Raw genomic sequence first — 19,938 nt, 5'->3', positions numbered from 1 at the left:
TTTTTTTTATTCTAAGTAGCAAACTACTAACTATTTACTAATAATTTGCTAGATGGTTTAAACTTGGTTAAATTAATACCATCAACAGCTGCTTGATATTCAGTAATGTTAGGAGTTCTTCCTAATATGGTAGACAGTACTACTACTGGCGTTGATGACAACAATGATTCTCCTTTTTTCTCTTGAGAGTCTTTTACCACTCTTCCTTGAAATAAACGGGTTGAAGTAGCCATCACTGTATCTCCAGGCTCAGCTTTTTCCTGATTACCCATACATAAGTTACATCCAGGTCGCTCTAAATACAAAATATTTTCGTATCCAGTACGTGCTGTTGCTTTAGGCGCATTGTCGTCAAATTCGAAACCTGAGTATTTTTGCAATACTTCCCAATCCCCTTCTTCCTTCAATTCATCTACAATATTATAGGTAGGAGGCGCTACTACTAACGGCGCTTTAAATTCAACTTTCCCATGTTGTGCCTCGATATTTTTTAGCATTTGCGCTAAAATTTTCATATCACCTTTGTGCACCATACAAGATCCAACAAATCCAAGATCTACTTTTTTATCACCTCCGTAGAAGGAAAGTGGCCTAATCGTATCATGCGTATAACGTTTAGAAACATCTTCGTTATTTACATCAGGATCTGCAATCATGGGCTCAATTACCTCATCTAAATCTACCACAACTTCCGCATGATATTTAGCATTGGCATCAGGACGTAGCGCTGGCTTTTCTCCTGACTTGATTTCTGCTATTCTAACATTAGCTTTATCTACCAACCCCTGAAGCACTTGCTTATCGTTATCCATTCCTTTCTGGATCATGATTTCAATTCTTCCTTTAGCAATTTCTAAAGATTCAATTAAAGTATCGTCCTCAGAAATACAAATAGAAGCTTTTGCTTTCATTTCAGCAGTCCAATCCGTAAATGTAAACGCCTGATCAGCAGTTAACGTTCCAATATGTACTTCAATGATTCTTCCTTGGAATACATTTTCACCGCCAAACTGCTTTAACATCTGTTGTTGTGTAGCATGTACCACATCACGGAAATCCATATAAGATTTCATATTGCCTTTAAAAGTCACTTTTACGGATTCTGGAATTGGCATTGTAGCTTCACCTGTAGCCAAAGCCAAGGCGACAGTTCCTGAATCTGCTCCAAAGGCAACCCCTTTTGACATTCTCGTATGCGAATCTCCACCAATGATAATATCCCAGTCTCCTACAGTAATATCATTCAATACTTTATGAATTACATCCGTCATTGGAAAGTATTTTCCTTTAGGATCACGCCCGGTAATTAAACCAAAGTCATTCATAAAACTCATCAGCCTTGGAATATTCGCCTTTGACTTATCATCCCAAACGGAAGCTGTATGGCAACCCGATTGATAAGCCCCATCAACAATTGGAGAAATCACAGTTGCTGCCATCATTTCCAATTCCTGAGAGGTCATTAAACCTGTGGTATCCTGTGATCCTACAATATTTACTTCAACACGTACATTTGATCCGGCATGTAAGGTTTTACCTGGGGTAGTCCCAACCGCATTTTTATTAAATATTTTTTCAACAGCAGTAAGTCCTTGCCCGTCTATAGAAACTTCTTTTGAAGGCGCATATACTTGAGGCACTTCAATTTTTAAAACTTTACATGCAAAAGTTTGTAATTTTTTACCAAAAACTACTGCGTAAGATCCTCCTGCTTTAATAAACTCCATTTTTGGAGGTGTCAACGCTGTGGAAATGTCCTTAACGGCTTTACCATTTTTGTATAATTTTTTTCTTTAATATTTATAGTAAACACTGTTCCTGTAGAAACATCATATACTTGCTCTAAAACTGGCTCTCCATCTTCATCGTAAATGGTTTTTCCATTTTCATCCTTTTTAGTTACCCAGTTTTTTAAATCAATTCCAATACCTCCTGTTACACCTACTGTTGTTAAAAAAATTGGAGCAATCCCATTTGTTCCGGCAATTACTGGCGCAATATTAATAAACGGCACATAAGGGCTTGAAGGAATCCCTGTCCATAATGCTACGTTGTTTACGCCGGACATTCTTGAGGATCCTACTCCCATAGTTCCTTTTTCCGCTACTAACATCACTCGCTTATCAGGGTGTTGTTCTTTTAAAGCCAACACTTCCTTTTGCATATCCTTATTATGTTCAAAAATACACTGCCCGTGTAATTCTCTATCAGATCTTGAATGTGCATCAGCTCCTGGTGATAATAAATCCGTAGAAATATCTCCAACACCTGCAATGTATGATACTATTTCAATTTCTTCTTCAACATCAGGGAGTTTAGTAAAAAATTCCGCTTTAGCATAACTTTCTATAATTTCTTTTGCAATGTCATCTCCTTCATTATATGCTTTTTCTAAACGATCTGTATCAGCTTCATATAGAAAAACTTGAGTTTTTAAAACTTCGGCTGCTTTTTTGGCTAAAATAGCATCACTCCCCAAAGCCAAATCTAACAATACAGCTACTGAAGGTCCACCCTTCATATGTGATAATTGCTCAAATGCAAAATCAACAGAAATTTCTTCAACAACTGATTCGCCCGTAATGATTTCTTTTAAAAATTTTGCCTTTACACCAGCTGCACTAGTTGTTCCCGGTAAAACGTTATAGATAAAAAAGTCAAGAGAAGCTGCTCTATATTCATTATCTACATCTTTAATTTGACTTATAATATCGGTTAACAATTCCGCTCCATCAATTGGCTTCGGGTGAAGTCCCAGCGTTTTTCTTTCTGCAATTTCCTTGATGTAATCCTTGTAAGTATTCATATGTAATCGAAGTCTTTTCAGTATCAAAGGTTTGTTCTAAAATAAAAACACATATAATCAAACAAGTGGACTATATAAATTTTGAACATTTTAAATATCAAATACCTTTTCTATGATGTTTTACTTTTTAAAAATTTATAAAACTTTTGATTGTTAAAGTCGGTTTTCCATTTAAACATTACATGGTGCATTTAAATAAAAAACGTTTGCAAATATGCTTATAAAAACGAGTATATAACAAATGATTTTACTTATTTAGAATGATTCCAAAAACAAATATCATTCAGCAACACCCCTTATTTTTATTTATTTAGTAACATCTTAATTTGAGTAAAAAAAAAGACTTAAAATTATCAATTTGATAAAAATAACTACTCAAATAAAGAAATTAATAAAAGTGATGCCGTTTCCTATTTAAATAAACCTTAAAGAAAAATGATAGGTTTAGGAATTATATAAATCAGAAAAAATAAGCATAGCATGTGTTACGATTCTTTTTTATGTTGAAGTAGAATTTTTAAAGGCGCATTTTAATTCGGTAAATTTACACAGGAAACGATGTAAGGTTTTTCTTAACATTATATACGCCTAAAATTCCTAAACACAACTTTGATAAACTAACAAAGACAGCCTTAACAATAAGACTGCCTTTTGTGTAAAATGACTTATGATTTTGTAAAATTACAAGCCTTCAATATCAAAAGTATAAGATCCGTTTTCTAGCTTTTTAATTCCTATAGCTGGAAGCTTACCATCAACATTCCATGTATATGTAAAGTTTTCCAGTGAATTTTCATTAATCACATCTACAGTAATATCCAAGCCTGTTACATTCTTATAGCTAATAAAAAATCTGGACAAGCTACTTCCTTCTACTTTTTCTTATATGTATCACATACTTGTTTTCCTTTTGGGCAATCTGGAGTTTCAACAAATAAACAGAATTCGTCCCCATCTTGCGCATCATCGTATATAAATTCACCTTCAGTCGTTTCAAAAGTATTGCCACTTACAGTCCAAACATAACCTGAATCTTTAGGACCTTCTATTACAGTTAATTTCACTTTTTGGTCTCCTATCTTTTCAATAGTAAAATCTAATGGAAATTCACAACCTCCGTTTGAAGGCACACTATACTCTAAACAAGCTGTAAATTCTTCCTCACATCCTACAGTACTAATGGTAAGACATACTGTATTATCCACTAACTCATCTTTTTCAAAAACATGAGTATATTCATTTAAATCTACTCCTGATTTAACTAATTCTTTATTTACATACCATTTATAATCTACTTTTATTCCTACTAAATCATATGTTGGCCCCACAAATCTCACCTCTCTACCTTCTTGTTTTGTCTCTTGATCCATTACGATAGCTTGTACCAAATCACACATCAACATGTCTTCACCTTCGCTCTCATCTTCAGTTTTTTCAATCTCATAAACCTCACAAGCACGATTGGTTTCTTCACAACCATTTTTTGTTACTAAAACACAAACATCAAATTTTATTGCTTCACCTTCAAAAACATGTAAAAATTGTGATTTATTATTACCAGCTTCTATTTCTTCATCATTAATAAACCATTGATACGTTGCTTCTTCAAAAAATGGTGCTATTAGGGTAACTTCTCTTCCTTGTGTTTCGGCACTTACATCAAAAGTTAATGTTGTTTCTAATGTGCAATCTACTTCTGTTTCTGTTTCTTCTTCGCAAGCTATAAAAGACACACAAGCAGCTAGAATAAATGCAATTTTCAATAAATAATTTTTCATAATTAGTGTTTTATTTAATTTTCAGATTTAAATTCATATTAGTAACAGGCTACATTAAATTTACCCTACCCTAAAAAATAAAAAAAACTCAAAAAAAATTTTTGAGCTTCTTTAAATTTACTAAACATTAACTATCAAATAGTTGACAAAGCTTGCTCAATATCTTTAATAATATCATCAATATGCTCTAATCCTAAAGAACAGCGTACCATACCAGGTGTTATACCAACTACCTGTTTATCCTTATCAGATAATTTAGCATGCGTAGTGGATGCTGGATGCGTGACGATTGTACGAGAATCGCCAAGGTTTGCTGAAAGCGAACACATTTTTATATTATCAAAAAATGTTTTTCCGGCTGACACTCCTCCTTTAACCTCAAAAGCAACAATAGTACCTCCTAATCTCATTTGTTTTTTTGCTATCTCGTAACTGGGATGAGACTTTAAAAATGGATATTTTACCCACGCTACTTTAGAATGTCTCTCTAAAAACTCAGCTAATTTTAAAGCATTATCGCATTGCTTATCAGCACGCACTGCTAAAGTTTCTAAACTTTTTGATAACACCCAGGCATTAAAAGGAGACATTGAAGGACCTGTTAAACGTGAAAACAAATAAATCTCTCTTATCAACTCAGCGTTACCTACCGTAATTCCTCCCAATACCCGTCCTTGACCGTCAATAAGTTTAGTTGCAGAATGTATTACCAAATCGGCACCAAATTTTATTGGGTTTTGTAAATATGGGGTTGCAAAACAATTATCGACAATTAAAAGAATATTATGCTTTTTAGCGATATCACTTAAATATTCCATATCCAAAACATCTACACCTGGATTTGTTGGAGTTTCGCAATAAATAAATTTAGTGTTTGGCTGAATCAAACTTGCTACTTTTTCTACTTCGTTTACACTGAAATAACTTGTTTCAATATTCCATTTTGGGAAGTACTTTGTAAACAACCCGTGAGTAGCTCCAAATACCGAACGTGCTGAAACTATATGATCGCCTGAACTTAATAATGCCGCAAATGTTGAATACACAGCTGCCATGCCTGATGCGAATGCAAAACCTGCTTCAGCTCCTTCGAGCTTACAAATTTTTGAAATAAATTCATTTGTATTGGGGTTGCTGTACCGACTGTATAAATCACGTTGTTTTTCTTCCGCAAAGGAAGCCCTCATTTCCTCAGCATCTTCAAACACAAAACCTGAAGTGAGGTACAAAGGCACCGAATGCTCCATATTGGCTGTACGTTCAATTTGACTGCGTACTGCTATTGTTTCAAAATGTTTATTTTCCTCCATTTGTAGTTACTTTTTCTCCGTTTACCACAACACTATAAGTTACTGTAGCTGTCGGCTCTAATGTTTTTGATACCGAACAATATTTTTCAAATGATAATTCTGCCGCTTTTAATGCTTTTTTTGGTGCTACCTTTCCTTTTATAAAAATAGTAGCGTGTATTTTTGTAAAAGGTTTGGCTTCACCCATAGGCGTACGATCGCCTTCCACTTCCATTTGATAACTTTCAATTTCCTGACGTTGCTTTTGTAAAATTCCAATTAAATCAATGCCACTGCACCCTGCTACACCCATAAGCAACAACTCCATTGGACTGGCACCTAGATCATCACCTCCTTGCTCCTTTCGTTTATCCAAATCGACCATGTATCCACGTTCATTTTTAACCTGGAAATGGAATTTTTCGTTTACTCTATTTAATGTTACTTTCATAAATTTGGCTTTAGGCTTTCAGTTTTCGGCTGTCAGCTTTATTTATTGTAAAAATCTATTTTATTTTGTTTTGAACTTTATTTAAATATGGGTTCTAAAAAACCATCTAATTGGTCATATTCTATTAAAAAAGCATCATGACCGTGTATGGATCTAATGACCTGATGAGTTACTTTTTGACCAGTACGCTGTCTAATTTCGCGCAATTGGCTAACAGTCACTTTATCTTCTTTTAACGTAAATAATGCATCGCTATCTACCGTTACTACATGAATATCAGCCGTTATAGCGTAAACAGCTTCTTTAAAATTATTGTATTCTAAAGAAACATCAATAGTACTCAATATGTAATTTAATTGCTTATAAGCACTTAACTGAAAACGTTCTTCCAATTTTTTTCCGTGATATTGCAACCAACTTTCAATATTAAACATCCCTAAACTTTCATTTTTTGTTCGGTTGAACTTCATGGTAAAAGACTCAGGAGTACGATACATTAACATGGCATGCATACGAGCATCGTGTAATGGATTATTGGAATTTAACAAAATAGCATCCTGTATTTTTGTATTGGCTATTACCCAATCTGTAGCTTTCCAATCCGTAGCTACTACGACTAAGTTTTTTGCTAAATTTGGTTGCAGCACCGAAAGCTCCCAAGCAATACCGCCACCTAAAGATCCACCAACGTTTGCAAATAAACGTGTTACTTGTAATTCTTTCAGCGCAAGCGAAAACAAACGCGCGATATCTTTGGCAGTGAAAATTTTATAATTATCGTATAAATTTTCTGGCTTTCCATCATATCCATTTCCTGGAATGTTAAAAGCGATTATAGTATATTTATTGGTATTAATTACCTTTTCTGCACCGACCAAACTAGTCCACCACCCTCGGGATCCACTTACTTGAGAATTTCCAGTTAATGCATGAGTAACCAATACCACAGGTGCTTTCCCTAAAGGCGGTCCAAATAATTGATATGATAAATCAACATGAATGGTTTCCCCAGCATATGTGGTGTAATTTTCAATTGAAATATAGGTAAGTACTGAATCCAATCCTTGCTTATTTATATTAAATGATAATGTGCAAGCAAGGTGAGATTATTGAAATAATCTGTTGTTATCTATCCAAATTAATTAGGTAGAATTTAGCACCTTCTTTAACTATTTAAAGGGTTGCTAAGGCTTCAAAGGGTCTAATCCCTCAACCTTTCTTGATAACATATCATGTAAATGAAACTTAAACACAAAGATACTTATAAAATTGACTTCTAGAAATTTTTTTTTAAACGGAATACCTAGTTTATTTTTCAAATGAACCACTATTGACTAAAAGTACCATAGTTTCGGTTATGACTAAAAGTCATTACTTTTTTTCGCAATTAGCTATTAGCTGTATTTTAAAGCCAACAACTAATTACTAATTGCCAATAGCTCTTGTAATATTTTTAGAAGCTAAAAGCGAAATGCATTAAAAATGCATAGTTTTAACTAAACCTGAGACCTATAAGAAAATCTTATTTACAGCTTTAGTTCATTTTGTAAAACAACACACTATTTTTTTCGCCAATTGTAATAATTTCCAGCGCATTATCTTTATCTGCATTTTCCATATCAATGAGACTGTTCCCATAAATTGGAAAGCCTGTAATTGGTTTTGCATTACTATCAAACAAATAGATCTTACTTGTTTGTGTGTCGGTAATGCTTATGTAAACTTTATTTTTCAAATAGAAAATTTTTGGCTCGGAATACACTCCAAATTCAAGATCTACCTTTTTATCTTTTATACTCAATGTATTTTCAGCAAAAGACACCCATGTTTTTAGCGTAGCGTCAATTTGTGTATTTTCAATAGCAATTGGTGCCGCTTTTTTACTCAAATTTCCCGATGTAGTAATTTGGGTTAGTTGATTATCCGTAGTAAGAGAAGCAAAGGTGTTTTTATACCAAAACCAATCATTAATAGTTTTGGTAGACCCAGATTTTATTTTAATCCGTTCCTTTCCGGTCCTATTTAAAAAGTGAACTCCTCCATTACTTTCGTTAACTACAATATAATCCTTACTCCCCACTCTAATATGCTTTGGCGGATAAATAATTGTCCCTTTTGCTTTGTTTTTAAAACGAAAGCCTTTTATGGATTGCCCTTTATTACCGTACAATTTGATTTTATCATTTTGAACAATGGCGATTCGGTATTTTCTAGTTTTATCATAGTCAAAAACAGCAACGGGCTGCGTAATTGGACTATTGAAAGTTAAAGGAAATGGAGCCACATCATTTCCATTCCTGTCCAAAACGTGTAATTTGTATGGCGTAGTAAAAATAAGCTGTAAACGGCCATTACGGTACATGTCAATTTGTTGAATTTTCCCAAGAATAGGAGCTTCAATTTTTTTCTGCCACAAAATTTTACCCGTATTGTTGATAAGTGTGAGTTCATTACTTTTATCCTGTACAGCCACGTCCATTCCTTTTGAAAGGTGATTTTTTACAAATTGAGGCCTGTTTATGATATCATTTTCCAAAACTGTACTGGCAGTTTGAGCAACTTTAATAAAATCAGATCGTTTGGATTCAGATTTTGAAATGACTTGATGAATATGTGTAAACCCAATATCTGCAGTACATTGAATGGCAGCTAATTTATAGTCTGCATTTTTTGCCTTATCCCAGTTTTTAATGTAAGATTCAGCAACATGTGATGCCGTTTTTTCAATCAAAGTTTTAGTGTTTTGAAGATGCAGTACACTACTCTGATCTGCAATTTGATCTGAAAAATTGGTGTACCAGTTTTTATTAGGAAGCACATCTTCATTTTTTGAAGCTGTAATAATATCCTTTAGCACATTTTTATCTTTGGCAAAAACAACGAAATTTCCTAATTGAATGTAAAAACCAACCTGATTAACTTCAGTAATCAATGGACTTAATTTTTCATTAAAATCAATAGATTCATCTAATTTTGAAATGGTAAAATCTCTGAAAGTTTCATTGTTAGTTTCGGTACCTAAATATGCAGGTATATCAATAGTTTCATCAATCAAAGAAAAAGCAAGGGCTTGATCATTGACCAAGCGTATCACTCCAAATTCATCGGTTTCAGAAATAAAATCATCCAAAGCATCATTTTTTAAATCAGCTTCTTTGTGATTGTACAGCGAAATATTAGCTGCTAACTGAGAATAATTATCGTAGGTAAAGGAGGTAAAACTTTCAAAATTGGTCGGTGTAATAGTAGCAAGTTGATTAGTTTGAGCCTGTGTATTATTAAAAAGATTCATGTAGTCATAAATTGAATCTTTTGCTTTGTACACTCCATCAAATGTTATGGCATTGTTTTCAATTTTAAAATCTCCTGCTGTCCAGCCACTCCAGTTTTTTGTTTCAAAAGTTGAAGTATCGTAATTGGGTAATAAGCGCTGAATAATATCAAGATTGTTTTTGTTATTAATTACTACTGAAAATGAATTATCATCCTCTTCCAACACCTTAAAACTATCAGCATAAGGACTACTTTGTTTCTTTTTTGGTTTGTTTTGATATTGACGAATACTATTTTCAACCAATAATTTATTATCCGAAGCAATCCAGGTACTATCCAAAGTGGTGGTATAAAACACCTTATCATTCATGGTTACTTCGGAATATTCGGTATTGTTATAATTAAAATTTCCAGTGGTGTATTTCTTTATTTTTTCGGCGCTAAGCAAACCACTTTTTAAAGGTGTTATTAATGTATAACCTAAATCTGTTTTTCCAATAGGAGAATAACACAGGTAAAAATCATGTTTTTTAGGCGTAATTAGTTTAAATCCTCCGATTTTTTTTGAAATAATTGACTAATACGTTTTCTTTATTTTTTGCAATTAACGAGTTATTTGCAAAATGCGATTGAATTTGCCTTAAATTATTTCCTTTGATTACAAAGCTTGTATTTGCAGGAATAAAAGGAATCGGGGAATCTGTTTTAGTAGTTTTTTGAGTACAACCAATCAAAAAAAGCACCAAACTTATCCAAAAAGTTATTTTTAAAAGCGTTGTTTTACAATGGGAAATCATACTTATTTGTGCTGACATATACGAATTGCTGTAGCGTTATGTTAAAATATAACAGTAGTAATTACTGACAAAAATACTGAAGTGATTGGAACTTTTTAAATGGAAATGAAAAACAGTTGCATTAATTTCTAGCTACAAATCCAAACTGTATTGTTCAGGAAGTAGTTTAAAGCCCATACGGTGGTACTTTGTGGTACCATATTCGCGTATTGCATTACGATGTATTTTAGTAGGATACCCTTTGTTTTGTTTCCATCCGTACATTGGAAACTCTGCATCAATTTGCTGCATGTAGGCATCTCTGTGCGTTTTTGCCAATACTGAGGCTGCAGCAATATTCAAATATTTCCCATCGCCTTTTACAATACACTCATGCGGAATGTTTGCAACGGGGGTAAATTTGTTACCGTCTACTAATATAAATTGTGGAGCTGGTGTTAGCTGTAAAACGGAACGCTGCATGGCTGCTATGGAAGCATGAAGGATATTTAATTTTTGAATTTCTTCCATAAAAACATGGGTTACCTTGTAGGAAATAGCTTCTTGCTCTATGATTTTGCGCAGTTTGCTCCTATTTTTTTCAGTTAATTTTTTAGAATCATTTAAAAGTGGATCGCTAAAATCATCGGGTAAAAGTACTGCAGCGGCAGTTACTGGACCTGCTAAACAGCCCCGACCAGCTTCGTCAGTGCCACATTCAAGCAAATTGAAATGTTTTTTTAGTATAAGCAAATTACAAAATTGAAAGTCCTAATATATGTATAAAAAACATATTTTTGTCATTATGCTGAACAGGTTTCAGTATCTATAGTTAGTAGTATGAAACAATTTAGTTTATTATTTTTTTTATTGCGTGTTCCCTGGCTGGAATGGCTCAAACAACCCCAGATGACCTAGGCGGCTCTAATTATGAGGATGAAGATAAAGGTGGATCTAAACGCAAGTTTTCAAAACCAAAAGAAAAGAAAAAAAAGCCTCCAATAGAATTATATCAAATTATTTCTGCCGAAAGAGATACCACTTATTTGGACACCACACTGACTATTCGTAAAGACTATAAGTTTAATTATTTACGTAAAGATGATTTTGAATTGGTTCCTTTTGCCAATGTGGGAAGTCCTTACGTACAATTAGCCAAACAACCTAAATATTTTGAAGAAATGCCTCATTTTGGAGCTAGCGTAAGGCATTTGGCGTATTTGGAAGCCAAGGATATAAACTATTATCGCGTTCCTACCCCATTAACAGATTTATATTATAAAACTGCTGTGGATCAGGGACAGCAATTGGATGCCTTTTTAACGGTAAATACTTCGCCAAATATTAATTTTTCCATCGCCTACAAAGGAGTTCGTACCTTGGGCGATTACATTAATTCTCTTACCAGTACACGTGCTTTTCGGACTACCTTGAGTTACACCATGCCCAATAAAAGGTATGTAGCTAATATTCATTTTACAGATCAAACAATTTTAAATGAAGAAAATGGGGGGCTTTCAGGTCAAGATTTAATACAGTTTTTAGAAGCCAATGAAAATTTTGATAATCGAAGCTCTTTTGATCCGTCTTTTACAAGCGGTGAAAGCGAGTTGGAAGGAAAACGCCTTTATTTAGATCATGAATACCGAATTTTTGTTCAAGACAGTACGCAACCTAACGAGTTGTCAGTAAAACACCGACTGGAATACACTACAAAACAATTTACGTTTACCCAAGATAGTGCAAGTGAAGCTTTTTTTGGAGAAGCTGAAAACTCAGGAAATTTCAGAGATAAAACAGAATTGGAATATTTTACCAATCAAATTGGATTACACTATTCAAATACCAACTTAGGGGATTTAGGTTTTTTTATAAAATATAGTAATTATAATTACGGTTATGATAGGGTAATCATTAGGGGCAGGTTGGAAGATGATGGGACTACGCCTACACTTGTCAATTCAGATATTGTTGGAAACCGTATAACAGGAGATATTGTATCCTTGGTAGCACATTATAAAAACACTTACAAAGGCTTTTTGCTTGAAGGTGATGCACAATCCACTATTTCTGGTGAATTTGAAAATCAATATTTTTATGGGCAAGCGGGATATCAGTATAGGGATAATATTGCTGTAAAATTTGGCTACCGTTTAGCCTCCGAAGTACCAAATTATAATTATTTACTACACCAAAGTAATTTTATAGGGTATAATTGGCAAAATGACTTTAGTAATGTAATAACAAATACTTTTTCCGCTAAAATTAATGCTGAAAAAATAGTTGATTTGGAAGGATCTTATTCAATAATTAATGACTACACTTATTTTGGAAGGCGTGATGTTGAAACTACTTTTTCCAACAATGGCAGGATTGTTACTGAAAATGTAAGCATATCGACACCGCTACAAACGGACAATGTGATTAATTTATTTAAATTGAAAGCTTTTCGCGAATTTAACCTTGGTAACTTCCGATTGGCAAATACCTTGTTGTTTCAGCAAGCCTTAGGCGATGATATTGAAGAAATTTATAATGTACCTCAATTTGTAACCCGGAATACATTATACTATCAAAATCACGTATTTAAGCGTGCTATGTTTGCACAAATTGGGATTAATTTTAAATATTTTACTAGTTATTTTGTGGATGGCTATGATCCTATTATTGCTGAAAACTACGTACAGAATTCGCTTAAACTTGGAAATTACCCAATTGTAGATTTGTTTTTGAATGCCAAAGTACGCCAAACACGCATATTTTTTAAATTAGAAAATGCGCAATATTTACTAGCCCAAAATACCGATCTGGTAGCCCCAAATTATCCTGCCCGAGATTTTTTGATCCGCTTTGGTTTGGTTTGGAATTTCTTTTTATAAGCTGTTATTTAAAAACAAATGCTAAGTTAATTTTAAAGCACCTGTTAGTTTACTTTTAATTCCAGCTGCGTATCTTTAAATTTGAGTATGACGTACTTTATTGATGTTTTATTACCAATTCCTGTAAAGCACACATTTACTTATCAAGTAAATGAAACGGAAGCTAAATTTTTACAAGTAGGAATGCGTGTTTCGGTTCCTTTTGGAAAACGAAAATTATATGCGGCAATAGTAATAAGCATCCATCATGAAGATCCTGAAATTTACGAAGCCAAAGAAATTGATTGCATATTGGATGAACAACCTTTGGTTTTGAAAAGCCAATTGGCTTTGTGGCAATGGATGTCTAACTATTACATGTGTACTAATGGTGAATTATTGAAAGCAGCGCTACCATCGGCATTGTTGTTAGAAGGAGAAACAGTTTTAATAAAAAATAAAGAAATTGAAGTAGATGTCACCACATTAAAAGATGATGAATTTTTAGTGTACGAAGCCTTACAATTTTCAAGCAGCCTCAAAATTCAGGAATTAGTTAAAATTCTGAATAAAAAAACAGTACTGCCAGTGGCTTATGCGTTACTCAAAAAAAAGATCATTACCCTTGAAGAATACGTAGTAGAAAAATACACTCCAAAAATTCAAAAATGGGTAAAATTACATCCAAATAGCACTGCAGAAAAATTACCAATTATTTTGGAAGGCTTATCCAATGCCCCAAAACAACGTGAGGTTGTTTTACATTACTTCACGCTAAGTGGAAAAAAAGATAAAGTAAGCACTAAAGAACTGCTGGAATTAGCTAAAGCAACTACAAGTACGTTAAATGCTTTGGCAAAAAAAGAAATACTAGAGGTATTTGAAGAACAAGTGGACCGGGTGAATTTCGCAAACATGCAATCCAAAGGGCACTATGAGCTAAACGAGCATCAAAAAATAGCCTACCAAGCGTTACAACTTGCGTTTGAAAAAAAAAATGTATGCTTACTCCACGGGGTAACTTCATCTGGTAAAACTGAAATTTACAGTAAATTCATAAAAAAAGAATTAGACGCCAACAAGCAAGTCTTGTTTCTGTTGCCAGAAATTGCACTGACAACGCAGTTAATTGAACGTTTAAAAGTTGTTTTTGGAACCTATTTAGTAGTATATCATTCACGTTTTTCTGCTAATGAACGTGTGGAAGCTTGGAACAGGGTGTTAAATTCAAATGGAAAACCACTTTTGGTTGTTGGCGTACGTTCGGCTTTATTTTTGCCTTTTCAAGAATTAGGTTTTATTGTTATTGATGAGGAACACGAGCAAACATATAAACAATACGACCCTGCACCGCGTTACCACGCAAGGGATGCTGCCATTGTTTTGGCGCATAGTTTTAAAGCTAAGGTATTACTGGGATCAGCTACACCAAGTGTGGAAACTTATGCAAATGCGCAAAGTGGCAAATACGGTTTGGTAACTTTAAATAAAAGGCATAAAAACATTTTAATGCCGGATATTGAATTGGTGGATCTTCAAATAAAATACCGCAAAAGATTAATGAAAGGTCATTTTAGTGATCGATTACTGGAGGAAATTCAGACCTCATTGGATGCTAAAGAACAAGTTATTTTATTTCAAAACAGACGTGGTTTTTCATCCATCCAAACTTGTAACACTTGTGGTTATGTCCCGCAGTGTACGCAATGTGATGTAAGCTTAACTTACCACAAGTACACTAAAAAGTTACGCTGTCATTACTGTGGCTATCAAATAGCTGAACAATTTGAATGCCGAGCCTGTGGCAGTACACAATTATTAACAAAAGGATTGGGAACGGAGCAGGTGGAGGAAGAATTGAAAGGGTTATTTCCCAAACACGTAGTGGATCGTATGGATCAAGATACTACCCGAGGCAAATTTGGGCACCAAAAAATTATTTCAAAGTTTGAGGCACAGGAAATTGATATTTTAGTGGGTACTCAAATGTTAGCCAAAGGCTTGGATTTTAAAAATGTAAATTTAGTTGGAGTAATGAATGCAGATGGGTTGTTACATTTTCCTGACTATCGTGCGCATGAACGTACTTATCAATTATTAAGTCAGGTAGCAGGGCGTTCAGGGAGGTTCAAAAAAAGAGGAAAGGTAATTATTCAATCATTTAATCCGTTACATCAAATTTTACAGCAAGTTTCCGTTAATGATTACACAAGTATGTGGAAGGATCAAATGCAAGAACGAAAACAATACCACTATCCCCCTTTTTGCAAGTTGATAAAACTCACCCTACGTCATCGCGATTATAACAAAACAAACGAGGCTGCTGATTGGCTTGCAAAAGCACTTCGGAATTCATTTCAAAAAAATGTATTTGGCCCGGAGTTTCCTGCTGTATCGCGTATTCGCAATCAATACAATAAGAATATTTTACTCAAAATACCACCTGAACAAAGTATATCTAAAACTAAATCCTATTTATTAAAGTTGATAAAAACCTTTGAAAGCATTAAAAATTACAGTGGCGTACGTATAATTATTAATGTTGATACTGCTTAAATTATAATTAACCAAACACCTAAATTGAACTATAAGGTTATCGCAAATAATTACGCATTTTTTATTGTTTTGTAGTTTTAAAATTAGCTACTTGCAGTAGCGTCATACTTGTTCTTTAAATAGAAAGAGTGTTGTAAATTTTGTATCTTATTATAATGGACTTGACATTAAATATTCCCAATACTACCAAACCTAGAGTAGTAATTATTGGAGGTGGTTTTGGAGGTGTTTCTATAACTAAAGAGCTAGTTACCCGAAAAGATTTTCAGATTGTATTGTTGGACAGACAAAATTACCATACGTTTCAACCACTTTTATACCAAGTATCTACTTCATCTCTGGAGCCAGAATCAATTGCCTATCCATTTCGAAAAATTGTAAAAAAAGGAAAGAATACTTTTTTCAGAATGGCTGAAGTTTCCAATGTTGATCCTGTAAAAAAAGAAGTTTTCACAAATATAGGGAGTATCACCTATGATTTTTTGGTAATAGCTACCGGGGCTAGGACTAATTTTTTTGGAAATAAAACTATTGAGCAAAATGCCATGCGTATGAAAAGTGTGCCACAAGCACTTAAATTACGTAGTTTAATGTTTGAAAATTTGGAGCAAGCAGTAATTACACCCGATCCTGAATTACGTAAAGAGCTTTTAAATTTTGTTATTGTTGGCGCAGGACCTACAGGTGTTGAACTTGCTGGTGGCATTGCAGAACTAAAAGCAAATGTGTTACCAAGGGATTATCCCGATATGGATTTTTCCGAAATGCAGATTCACGTCATTGAAAGTGCCGATAGAATATTACCGCCCATGAGTCCTGTAGCAAGTAAAAATGCAGAGAAATTTTTAAAGCAACTTGGGGTACATATTCATTTAGAAACAATGGTGACTAATTATGAAAATCATCTGGTATCCACCAATACCGAATTGGAACTGCGATCAGCAACATTTATATGGTCTGCAGGGGTAACTGGAGCGCCAATTGATGGCATTAGTGGTGATTCTTTGATTGAAAGAGCTAACCGATATAAAGTTAACGAATTCAACCAAATAGCTGGATTTGATGATATTTTTGCCATTGGCGATATCGCCTTAATGCAAACCGAAGACTATGAACGTGGGCATCCTATGGTAGCTCAACCGGCCATACAACAAGGCAAGCATTTGGCTAAAAATTTGTTAGCGCTACGCCACGGAAAACCCTTACTGCCCTTCAAATATTTTGATAAAGGTTCAATGGCTACAATTGGCAGAAATAAAGCCGTTGTGGACATTAATAAATTACGCTTCGGCGGCTTTTTTGCATGGTTTATTTGGATGTTTATTCACTTAATTTTTTTAGTAGGATTCAGGAATAAAGTGGTTACCCTTTTTAACTGGGTGTATAATTATATTAATTTTGATAAGGCTTCAAGGCTAATTATAACGCCATTTAAAGCTAAGGAAGACACTAACGTGGTATAATTCCCGATTTTATTTGAGTAATTTAAACCCGAACTAATATAACCGTATTATTTACAGCGCATTACTTGTTGCTTTTCATCGTAATATGTTGACGAAGGTTCATTTAAACTGGTGTACGTGTGCTGGCTATATTTTTCAATATTATAAATTTTTGAACAAGCCCATGAGGTTACAGATTCATTTTCTGAAAACCTTCCGCTACAGCTAATGTTATTTAAAGGCTGCCTCCATTTAGTTCCATGTACTACTTGGATATTATAAGCACCTTCTTTTAAATTTTTAACTGTGAATGATTCATTGTATTTGACAAAACATTTTCTTTCAACGCTGTGACGGCTTTTGCCAATAATGCGTAAAAAAGTGACCCATATATTGGTTTTGGTTTTATCCTTATTAATCAATGTAAAACTATTTTATTTTTTAAAACATAGAAATATCTATTTGCACAATAGGCCTCATCCCCCGTTTGGTAATCAATAAACATCCAAGTCTCTGCATACTTTCGATTAATTTTCGCAATGTACGAAGTATCGATAGCTGCTTTGGTATAAAATTCCGAAACCGTTATGGGATGATCCTCATAAAAGTTTCTATTTTGAGCCTTTAATGAACAAGTCAAAAAACATATAAGAATCAAAATTGATGATAAATGCGAATTCATATCAGTTAACGATTATTAAGTTCAGTTTCAATATGGGTAGTTATTTCATTAAAAGCAGTAGCTGCATTTTTAGTTTCGTAACTTATTTTTCCTTTAGCATTAATTACAATAAATTTTGGAAATGAAACGGCATATTTTTTAAAATGAATTCCGCCTTGACTTATGACATCAAATTTAAATGATTGATTTTCTATTAATTTTAGCAGTGACTTTTTTGATCCGAAATCAACCGATAATATTTTAATCTAATGGTTATTTTTATAGCTATCAAATATTTGATTCATTATTGTGGTACTGGAAATGGACTGTTTAAATTGAGTATTCCAAAAGTGTAAAACGATTATTTTTTCAGCTAATTCTTTTAATACATATTCAGTCCCAGTAATTGACTTTACATTAAAATCTGGTGCTGTATTATCTTTTTTTTCTAAACCGGGGTTTACCATTTTTTCAAAAGTACTATCTGCGGCTGTTTTTTGCTGTAGATGAATGTTTTTCAAAGTTTTATCCTTATTGACAACTGTCCGCATAGTATGTTTACCTGAATCCATTAAGCTGTCAAATACTACAAGGTTAATATAGTTTCCCTCAATATTTTTAATCGGAGTATATGCGTCCAAATGTATCCCTTGAGATTTTGCAGTAGTAAAGATAATTACGGATATTAACAAGAATAACAATTTATTGTTCATCTAAAATAACTAATTAGTTTGTTCATCATCAACGGAAAGCGATAGTTCATAAGACGGCACATCAATCCCACTTGCTGTTTTCACAATATTAAAATCTAGAGTATCTTCTCCTAATTCAAACTGCTCATTTTTTGCAAAGTAACCCATGCAATCATTACCTGATTTTGGTACCATCCATTCATTTCCATAAGTGATTTTAAGGAAGTATTTTGCCGGTGGAATATTTTTCATCACATAAATTTCATTGGCTTTAATGAAAACAATTCGACATATTTGCTCTTTTTTATTTGAATTATCCAGTGCTACAAGTTTTACAACTGCATCAGTTGTTGATCTTGTATTGATTATTTTAAGAAAGTTATCAACATCAACGCTAAATTGAGGAACGAATTCCAAGCATTTATCCATAGGACCAGTTTCAAAGTGTATAGCTGTCAATAATGCTGGTACTGGCTTAATATTTTGAAAATTATTGTCGTTTTTAGAACAGGCAACATATACTACGGCTATTAGAATAACTGGCGAAATTGTTAAATACTTATAGTAGCCACTTTTTTTAGATTTTTCTTTAAAAATCATCTTCATACGTTTGGCTATTAATGATTTTTTTGAGTAGCTGTTTGTTAGAGAAAATGTTTGGGTGTTAAAAATTTCATTTATGATAGATCTTGCATATTGTTTTTTATCCTTTTGACGCGTTAAAGTATCATCTACCAAAAATTCATGTATTTCAGTAATTCGTTTTTGAAATAGGTACACAAAGGGATTGTACCAAAATAAAATTCGAACCAGCTCAAAAAATAATAAATCTAAAGTGTGTTTTTGTTGTACATGGACTAATTCATGAGCAATAATTTGTTGCTGCTGTTCTTTATCTATATTATTTCCTATGCAAATAAAATTCAAAAACGAAAAAGCGTTATTTTTACTACTCAACAGTATAAGTTTGTACTTGTTTTTATTAATTAAATTTCCTGACCGCATGAGATTAATGAGGTGGTAAAATTTTACACCAAACAATGCAAACGAAACCACCATTCCAAAATAAATAACCCACATCCAGTTAAAATCATAAGTACTCGCTTTCTCTAACGCATTAAAATTATTGATCCTGTTAAGGTTATAAGATACTTGCACATAAGTAGTTTTAAGTTGCTTTGGAAGCTGACCGCTTAATACATTAATATTAATAAATGGAAGCCCAATAACTACAAGTTGTGCTACTAAAAGATAAGCACGATTGAGTTTGAAAAAGGTTTCTTTTTTAAGTACAAGCTCATATAACAAAAAAAATAGCGCTTGTAAAATGAGTACCTGTATTATGTAATGATTCAT

The 19,938-nt window shown here is 33.4% G+C and carries 14 protein-coding genes, 1 pseudogene and 1 riboswitch; of the genes and pseudogenes, 3 read left to right on the top strand and 12 right to left on the bottom strand.

Translation table 11 applies throughout. From position 1 onward, the window contains the following. Positions 1-26: 26 nt before the first annotated feature. The 8 genes and pseudogenes from GMC_RS19660 to rnhB all read right to left on the bottom strand — a co-directional run bounded on the left by GMC_RS19660 (position 27) and on the right by rnhB (position 11,120). Positions 27-2,806: pseudogene (locus GMC_RS19660) on the bottom strand (bifunctional aconitate hydratase 2/2-methylisocitrate dehydratase). 681 nt (positions 2,807-3,487) lie between these two features. Then, positions 3,488-3,667, bottom strand: coding sequence for a hypothetical protein (locus GMC_RS0110045; protein WP_029489710.1), 180 nt, complete (start codon positions 3,665-3,667; stop codon positions 3,488-3,490). Positions 3,668-3,678: 11 nt separating this feature from the next. Continuing rightward, positions 3,679-4,569 (bottom strand): hypothetical protein, encoded by an 891-nt coding sequence (locus tag GMC_RS0110040; RefSeq protein WP_138940607.1) that lies wholly within the window; start codon positions 4,567-4,569, stop codon positions 3,679-3,681. A gap of 149 nt (positions 4,570-4,718) precedes the next feature. Beyond that, the gene (locus GMC_RS0110035; RefSeq protein WP_010522011.1) at positions 4,719-5,894 is read right to left on the bottom strand and encodes a trans-sulfuration enzyme family protein; all 1,176 of its coding nucleotides are present in this window, start codon (positions 5,892-5,894) and stop codon (positions 4,719-4,721) included. Then, a complete protein-coding gene (locus GMC_RS0110030) occupies positions 5,881-6,324 on the bottom strand; it encodes an OsmC family protein (RefSeq protein ID WP_010522010.1) in 444 nt (147 codons plus the stop codon). The genes GMC_RS0110035 and GMC_RS0110030 overlap by 14 nt, the downstream gene beginning before the upstream one ends. 77 nt (positions 6,325-6,401) lie before the next feature. Next, entirely contained in the window at positions 6,402-7,385 is a 984-nt protein-coding gene (locus GMC_RS0110025) for an alpha/beta fold hydrolase (RefSeq protein WP_010522009.1), read from the bottom strand. A gap of 61 nt (positions 7,386-7,446) precedes the next feature. Continuing rightward, a riboswitch (SAM riboswitch) is annotated at positions 7,447-7,553 on the bottom strand. 305 nt (positions 7,554-7,858) lie between these two features. Further along, a complete protein-coding gene (locus GMC_RS0110020) occupies positions 7,859-10,045 on the bottom strand; it encodes a hypothetical protein (RefSeq protein ID WP_010522008.1) in 2,187 nt (728 codons plus the stop codon). Positions 10,046-10,526: 481 nt separating this feature from the next. Beyond that, the gene (rnhB, locus tag GMC_RS0110010; RefSeq protein WP_029489708.1) at positions 10,527-11,120 is read right to left on the bottom strand and encodes a ribonuclease HII; all 594 of its coding nucleotides are present in this window, start codon (positions 11,118-11,120) and stop codon (positions 10,527-10,529) included. Between the two features lie 143 nt (positions 11,121-11,263). Here rnhB and GMC_RS0110005 point away from each other — a divergent pair, with 143 nt between their 5' ends. From GMC_RS0110005 to GMC_RS0109995, 3 genes are all read left to right on the top strand, one after another. Continuing rightward, positions 11,264-13,252, top strand: a complete 1,989-nt coding sequence (locus tag GMC_RS0110005; RefSeq protein ID WP_010522005.1) for a putative porin — start codon at positions 11,264-11,266, stop codon at positions 13,250-13,252. 87 nt (positions 13,253-13,339) lie between these two features. Continuing rightward, positions 13,340-15,787, top strand: coding sequence for a replication restart helicase PriA (gene priA, locus GMC_RS0110000; RefSeq protein ID WP_010522004.1), 2,448 nt, complete (start codon positions 13,340-13,342; stop codon positions 15,785-15,787). A 155-nt stretch (positions 15,788-15,942) separates the two neighbouring features. Continuing rightward, on the top strand, positions 15,943-17,250 hold the full coding sequence (locus tag GMC_RS0109995; RefSeq protein WP_010522003.1) for an NAD(P)/FAD-dependent oxidoreductase: 1,308 nt from the start codon (positions 15,943-15,945) through the stop codon (positions 17,248-17,250). A 47-nt stretch (positions 17,251-17,297) separates the two neighbouring features. Here GMC_RS0109995 and GMC_RS0109990 read toward each other — a convergent pair whose 3' ends face one another. The 4 genes from GMC_RS0109990 to GMC_RS19655 form a co-directional block, all read right to left on the bottom strand. Beyond that, on the bottom strand, positions 17,298-17,651 hold the full coding sequence (locus GMC_RS0109990; protein ID WP_010522002.1) for a hypothetical protein: 354 nt from the start codon (positions 17,649-17,651) through the stop codon (positions 17,298-17,300). After that, complete coding sequence (locus tag GMC_RS0109985; RefSeq protein WP_029489707.1) at positions 17,648-17,911, bottom strand: hypothetical protein; 264 nt, start codon at positions 17,909-17,911, stop codon at positions 17,648-17,650. Before GMC_RS0109985 ends, GMC_RS0109990 begins: the two co-directional genes overlap by 4 nt. Before the next feature lie 245 nt (positions 17,912-18,156). Then, entirely contained in the window at positions 18,157-18,582 is a 426-nt protein-coding gene (locus GMC_RS0109980; protein ID WP_238527965.1) for a peroxiredoxin family protein, read from the bottom strand. A gap of 30 nt (positions 18,583-18,612) precedes the next feature. Further along, a complete protein-coding gene (locus GMC_RS19655; protein ID WP_010521999.1) occupies positions 18,613-19,938 on the bottom strand; it encodes a M56 family metallopeptidase in 1,326 nt (441 codons plus the stop codon).

This window comes from Aquimarina agarivorans, assembly GCF_000218485.1.
Classification (GTDB): Bacteria; Bacteroidota; Bacteroidia; order Flavobacteriales; family Flavobacteriaceae; genus Aquimarina; species Aquimarina agarivorans.
The sequence above is the reverse complement of the archived record's forward strand: the minus strand, read 5'-3'. Positions and strand labels throughout refer to the sequence as shown.